8 protein-coding genes are annotated in these 5,882 nt (G+C 35.1%); 5 read left to right on the forward strand and 3 right to left on the reverse strand.

What is annotated here, in order from left to right:
• The first annotated feature begins 47 nt into the window (after positions 1 to 47).
• Both FJR06_RS06365 and FJR06_RS24255 read left to right on the forward strand, forming a co-directional pair.
• Entirely contained in the window at positions 48 to 434 is a 387-nt protein-coding gene (locus FJR06_RS06365; RefSeq protein ID WP_168651060.1) for a hypothetical protein, read from the forward strand.
• A gap of 287 nt (positions 435 to 721) precedes the next feature.
• Entirely contained in the window at positions 722 to 880 is a 159-nt protein-coding gene (locus FJR06_RS24255; protein ID WP_371723513.1) for an HNH endonuclease, read from the forward strand.
• A gap of 173 nt (positions 881 to 1,053) precedes the next feature.
• On the opposite strand, the gene FJR06_RS06375 is transcribed toward FJR06_RS24255, so the two are convergent.
• Positions 1,054 to 1,437, reverse strand: a complete 384-nt coding sequence (locus tag FJR06_RS06375) for a hypothetical protein (RefSeq protein WP_174783431.1) — start codon at positions 1,435 to 1,437, stop codon at positions 1,054 to 1,056.
• Between the two features lie 176 nt (positions 1,438 to 1,613).
• Between FJR06_RS06375 and FJR06_RS06380 the strand changes: the two genes are divergently transcribed.
• Together FJR06_RS06380 and FJR06_RS06385 are read left to right on the forward strand one after the other, a co-directional pair.
• Entirely contained in the window at positions 1,614 to 2,609 is a 996-nt protein-coding gene (locus FJR06_RS06380) for a hypothetical protein (RefSeq protein WP_168651061.1), read from the forward strand.
• A gap of 127 nt (positions 2,610 to 2,736) precedes the next feature.
• Positions 2,737 to 3,123, forward strand: a complete 387-nt coding sequence (locus tag FJR06_RS06385; protein WP_174783432.1) for a hypothetical protein — start codon at positions 2,737 to 2,739, stop codon at positions 3,121 to 3,123.
• A 299-nt stretch (positions 3,124 to 3,422) separates the two neighbouring features.
• Here FJR06_RS06385 and FJR06_RS06390 read toward each other — a convergent pair whose 3' ends face one another.
• On the reverse strand, positions 3,423 to 3,785 hold the full coding sequence (locus tag FJR06_RS06390; protein ID WP_254434393.1) for a hypothetical protein: 363 nt from the start codon (positions 3,783 to 3,785) through the stop codon (positions 3,423 to 3,425).
• A gap of 182 nt (positions 3,786 to 3,967) precedes the next feature.
• Positions 3,968 to 4,192, reverse strand: a complete 225-nt coding sequence (locus tag FJR06_RS06395; protein WP_168636670.1) for a hypothetical protein — start codon at positions 4,190 to 4,192, stop codon at positions 3,968 to 3,970.
• Between the two features lie 86 nt (positions 4,193 to 4,278).
• On the opposite strand from FJR06_RS06395, the gene FJR06_RS06400 reads away from it, so the two are divergent.
• The gene (locus FJR06_RS06400; RefSeq protein WP_168651063.1) at positions 4,279 to 5,865 is read left to right on the forward strand and encodes a hypothetical protein; all 1,587 of its coding nucleotides are present in this window, start codon (positions 4,279 to 4,281) and stop codon (positions 5,863 to 5,865) included.
• The last annotated feature ends 17 nt before the right edge of the window (positions 5,866 to 5,882 follow it).

Here is a 5,882-nt window from a genome sequence, read left to right on the forward strand (position 1 = left end):
GTCTAAGTAATAATATTTAAAATTTAATATCTCACATAACTAGCAACTTGGGTTATTTTCTTCAGTGTGAGGCGATCGCTAAAGAAGCTTGCAAAAAGATTCCTAAAATGGAAATGCGAATACAGCAGCTTGAAGAAAATCAACTGCAAAACTCTCAGCAGTTGCAACTTGAGTTTATGCCACCAGGTTGGGAATCTAAAGTGTGGGATGCACTACCATCACAGGACAAACGGCATTTTAGGTTTATGTACCGTCAACATCAATTTATTCCTGGTGATAACGACATCAAAAAATTACCAATTAATTTAAGTGCAGAACAAAAATTGAAACAACAATTGGAAGTGGAAAAATTTAGACTCGAATTGACAGAAGCAGAGAAGGAAGATTTAGCTCAAACCAAGGAAAAATTATTAAGGGATTACTTAGAGGGCTAAAAACTAATTGTAGCGATTTCTGTAGAGCGATTCCTTCGGAGCGCTTCGCTATCGCTATATTTCTCATTAGAATTAAAGAGCGATCGCAGTTTTCGATTTCCCACTAGAATAGAAAGCGATCGCTATACGGGAGTCCGCCGGGAGGTAGAGTCGAGGGGGAAGCGTCGCCAGATGACCCTTCACTCAAAGAATACTGGGAAAAACGCCACCAGAAATATGGAAAGAGCTACTGGGAGAAAAACTCTTGGAAGTATAAAATCGCTCAAAACCAAAATTGGAAATGTCCTATCTGTGGTGAACCTTTATTCAATGGAGAGGAATTAAACACCCATCACATAGTTCCCGTTGCTCAAGGTGGACAAGACGGCATTGAAAACCTACAGCACTTGCATCATGCTTGTCACAAACAGGAACATTCTAAAACCAAGTCAACTCGCTTGAAGTAAGGCTTGAGCCGTGTAAGTGCGAAAGTCTTATGCACGGTTCTTAGGGGAGGGGAGAGCGGTGACGCTCGAACCTTACCCGACTACTCCCCCTCGACCTAACTCAATACCTTATACAATAGTCGCAAATCAGGCATCACCGTGCCGTTTCGATTTTTTTGTAAGCTAAGAGAATTTCAGGTGTCTGAAACGACGATTTTTCGTGAAAGTTTAACTCGTTGGATATTAGCAGCAGTGCCTTTTGATTTACCATCCCAAATAGCCAAACCGTAATCAGCAATACTACACATTTGTTTATCTCTATCAACATAATTTCCAGGAACACCAACAGTTTTAAAACCACTACTATTTTGGGGTTTACCATTACCATCAAATATCGCATAATATACTGTGACATTTTGATAGTTTTGGGACTTTAGATACTGTTGAACTTTAACATCAACACCAGGGGCATCACCAACGATAATTTCAAATCGCAGGTCAATAATTTTGTTCAAACTTATAATTACTTCTTGTGGTAATTCCTTGATGGAACGACTACCGGAAATCATGACTATCATTATTTTACCTTAAAAACAACATTACCTTTATGCGATAGCACCCCTAACGAAAAGCTTAGTTATACTGGATTTTGTATTATATAAATCTCAGACAACATCATACTATTGACAACAAAATTAATGCTATTATAAAGAAGTTGGGGATTTATGATTAATCCCAAAAACCGGGGGCAGATATGACGGAAGCAACAGCGAACTATGATCAAACATGGAAAGAAGCTATAGGGGAATATTTGGAATTATTCTTACAATTCTTCTATCCAGACATTCATCAAGAAATTGACTGGAGTAAAACTCCTATATCTTTAGATAAGGAACTAGAACAAATTACCGCATCTAGTCAAACTAAAAAACGCTATGCTGATAAATTGTTTCAAGTGTGGTTATTAAATAATGAAGTAATTTGGATTTTAATACATATAGAAGTCCAAAGTCAGCATGATAAAGAATTTCCACAAAGAATGTTTATCTATAATTATCGTTCTTATGATTTATTTAATCAACCAGTAATAAGTTTAGCAATATTAGGAGATGAAAACAAAAGTTGGCGACCAAATAGTTATGAATACGGTTTAGGTAATAGTAGAGTTAAAATGGAATTTAGTATTGTCAAACTATTAGACTATCAATGGTCAGACCTAGAAGCAAGTAATAATTTATTTGCTATAATAGTAATGGCACATCTAAAAACCAAAGCTACTACTAGGGACTTAACTGCAAGAGAACAATGGAAGTGGAGTTTGGTTAGACCATTATATCAAAGAGGCTTAACTAAGTTTGACATTATTAATCTAGTTAAGTGCATTGATAAAATGATGACTTTGCCACCACCATTACAAACGGAATTTCAAACCAAATTAGATGATTACGAAAAGGAGTTAAATATGCCATTCCTCAGCACTATTGAAGAAAATGCCCAAGAAAAAGGTAAGGAAATTGGCAAGGAAATTGGCAAGGAAATCGGTAAAGAAATTGGGGCTAGAAAAACTTGCCAAGAAAACATTATCAAAATCCTCACCAATAGATTTGATAATCTTCCAGAAAAGATGATATATACTATCAAGCAAATTGATGATATGTCCATCCTGGAAAATTTACTTTTACCCAGTATTAATGTTAATTCTTTGGAGGAATTTCAACAGTTAATTGACTCGGCTTTGCATAAAAATTAACCATATCAGATCCCTGAATTATTAACTAAATTCATCATTTATTGAGAAAATGGAAAAAAGCAGTCGGGGATCTGGTAAATAAATAATAAACCAGAGAGAGAAATGGAAATAGAGTTTAGTCAGACCATTGTATCAAAAAGGCTTAACTAAGTTTGACATTATTAATTTAGTCAAGTTTATTGATAAAATGATGACGTTAACACCACCATTGCAATTAGAGTTTAACCATAAATTAGAACAACACGAAAAGGAGCTAAATATGCCTTTCCTCAGCACTATTGAAGAACTTGCAGAAGAAAGAGGCCAAGTAAAAGGTGCTAAAGAAACCTGCCAAAACAATATTATCAAAATTCTCTCCAAGAGATTTGATCATGTTACAGAATTGATGAGTAATTCTATCACAAAAATTGATGATATGCTTATTCTGGAAAATTTACTTTTGTCAAGTATTAGTGTTCCCTCATTGGAGGAATTTCAAAAGTTAATTGATGCAGAATTACAGCAAAATCAATGATATTATATCCCTGATTTCTTCTATTATGAGGAAGTCAGGGATAATCATAACAAACTACTAATATTCAAAACCAACTTGAGCAATCCATTTATTATCAGTTCTGGGGGATTGTTGATAAATAAATGCCAATACCAGTGGTAAATAATTGTCCAATCATGATACAATCCTCTATATTATTCAACATCATTAAGCGATAGCAATAGCATTACCGATAATCAATAACGCTATTTGCTATTTGTTATTGCTGGTTTCAATCCTCAATCACCTTAATAGGTAATTGTCACCTGTATTTTCCAGCATTATCCAATTTCCCCATGAATCAACTCAACAACAGATTCAGCGAGTAAACCCCTCACCTTAATCTCCAGTGGAAATCTGCGGACTCGTTTTGATTGTCGGGGTGTACCATCATCTCCCTCGAAATACCCATTATTAGCAATTACCCAATCTCTAAATCTGGGGAACTCCAATTGTTTCAAACCAATATAAGTAATAAAGCTAGTGAATCCTGAGCTTTCATCGGTGGATTCTGGCCAATGAAACTTGTTTGAATAAGTACCCACAATGGTAATGCGATCGCTCAGTTCCACCACCTGATAATTCCCATGTGGACTAACTTGTAAAACCTTACCTTCAATACCCGCAAAATTGATTTTATTCATCATTAAATCTCAAAAACACCAAGACTAAAAAGCGATAGCATTAATGATTTTTGTCATCTTCATTGAACTATCCAAAAGTTGATTTTATTAGTGATTGTGTTAAAATTAAACAATGGCTAGATTTCAGTTAATAGATGATGAAGTGATGGGAATAGATTGACTCATGCCTATTCCCTTTTTCATTAATCCGGGTCTGAATAACTGTCAAACCAAATTATCTGACTATCAGAAAACCCAATCATCCTAGATAAACCGTCTTCACAGTTGACAATTAACTTACCTGAATCTGAAATATCAACAACTCCAGTAATTCGGGGTTCATTGAATAGTATATTTAATTGCTCAACAGTGAGTTCAATTGATTTTAAAGGGTTGATTCCTGTACGTTTAACGAATGCAGTGGTCATGATCTTAACTAACAACAACACAACCCCAAAGCGATAGCATTAGCATCCTTAACATATTTTTATTAACTAAATTAAATTGATAGACCATGACACCAGAAGAAGTTTTAAGTCAAATAACCGATGGAATTTGGGTAAACAAGGGTGGGTTAAGAGTCCCCACAGAAGTTGTGCAAGCTTTGTCAAATAAAGAGGATTGGTTTGATTCAATTCAACCAGTAGTTTACTCGCAAGATAATTTACCTTCACTAAAAGCGATTATTAATTACTTTTCTAAATCAGAATTAGACGATGAAGTTGGCTATGCTTCTGCGGAAATCTTGCAATCTTGTTATGGTGTAAACAAAGTTTTCAACTCTAAAGTACACGGTGATCCAAGTGCTGTTGGACAACAAAAAATTGATGCAATTGGACAACGCCCAGCGAATATCGAAACTTATAAAGCAGCCGTAGAAGTTAATAATATATTGATTAATTGGAAGAATATTAATAGTAGTGGTTATGATAACGATGATTCAGTTTATGACAGAATTAAATCTGTAGAACAAGTAAATAAAGATTGGTTTTCTCAACAAATTGAAGATTTAAAAACATTAATGCTCAATGCTTATGATAGTTTATTATCCCAATTTGATGAACAAGAAGACCCTGTACCACAGGAAGTAAGGAATCACTTTGTGGCAATTAGGGAGAAAACAGAACAGGAATTTCCATCTGCGATCGCTGATTTTCCCCAGGACAACCTCAACATTGTCAATATATTCCAAGGACTTCTAGATAAACTCAAAGAACAACTTGCAGATGCTTTACAATCAATCAAAGAATTGGTTTTAGGTAAAGATGAATCCAAGGCAGCGAGGGCAGAAGCGAGACAAGAACACAAGGATAAATCAGGACTGTTGAAGTTTCTGAAAAGCAAGATTGTTAATCCAACAATTAACGGTATCAAAAAACTATTTAGAAAAGCCGGGAAATTGTTATCTAATAAAGAAGAAAATAATTATAAAGAAGACACAATTAAATTACAATTTGGGAATATTTCTAGTGCTTATGGTGCAATTGTTCCTGTGGATATACCGACAACAATCAACGCCATTGAAGTATTGAAAAAGATTACCGAAAGTATTCTGACAACATTTATTTTAAAGGGAGTGCAATTACCGGGAGTTTTCGTTGAAGCGTTAAAAAATACTACGATTTCTATAATCTTAAAACGATTGGATATTCCCGGAGGTGAAGCAATTCGTTATATTACTGGGGGATTACTAAGAACAGTAAAAGATTTATTACCAGCAGTTTTCAATAATACCGGAATGTTTGCCGGGGCATGGGGTTTATTAACAGCTTGCGCTCCTTATATTTTAGCAGCAGCAATACTGGTGATTATTGCTATCAAAATGGCTAAAAGAAATCAACTCGGTGATTTTATCTTGATACTGGGATTATTGGCATCCCAAACAGAACCCGATATCTGTTGTGCCAGGGTAATTGGTGACGAGAAAATGGAGGATATACAAACATTGAAAGAGGGATTTATTACCGAAACCAATAAGAATTATGACTTTATTTATGCCTTGACCTTCAAAAATGAAGAACTTGCTAGAAGTTTGGATATATCACAGGAAACTCCGGTGATTATCCCTGAAGAAGCGGCTATCACAATTACAATACTGTAGCCAAATTACGAGGGTTC

The sequence above is a fragment of the Dolichospermum sp. UHCC 0352 genome, from assembly GCF_009711925.1.
Taxonomy (GTDB): Bacteria; Cyanobacteriota; Cyanobacteriia; order Cyanobacteriales; family Nostocaceae; genus Dolichospermum; species Dolichospermum lemmermannii.

Bases quoted from the DNA above. Each gene is read 5' to 3' on its own strand.
- FJR06_RS06400 (WP_168651063.1), top strand. From the start codon at position 4,279: ATGACACCAGAAGAAGTTTTAAGTCAAATAACCGATGGAATTTGGGTA.
- FJR06_RS06380 (WP_168651061.1), top strand. From the start codon at position 1,614: ATGACGGAAGCAACAGCGAACTATGATCAAACATGGAAAGAAGCTATA.
- FJR06_RS06395 (WP_168636670.1), bottom strand. From the start codon at position 4,192: ATGACCACTGCATTCGTTAAACGTACAGGAATCAACCCTTTAAAATCA.
- FJR06_RS06390 (WP_254434393.1), bottom strand. From the start codon at position 3,785: ATGAATAAAATCAATTTTGCGGGTATTGAAGGTAAGGTTTTACAAGTT.
- FJR06_RS06375 (WP_174783431.1), bottom strand. From the start codon at position 1,437: ATGATAGTCATGATTTCCGGTAGTCGTTCCATCAAGGAATTACCACAA.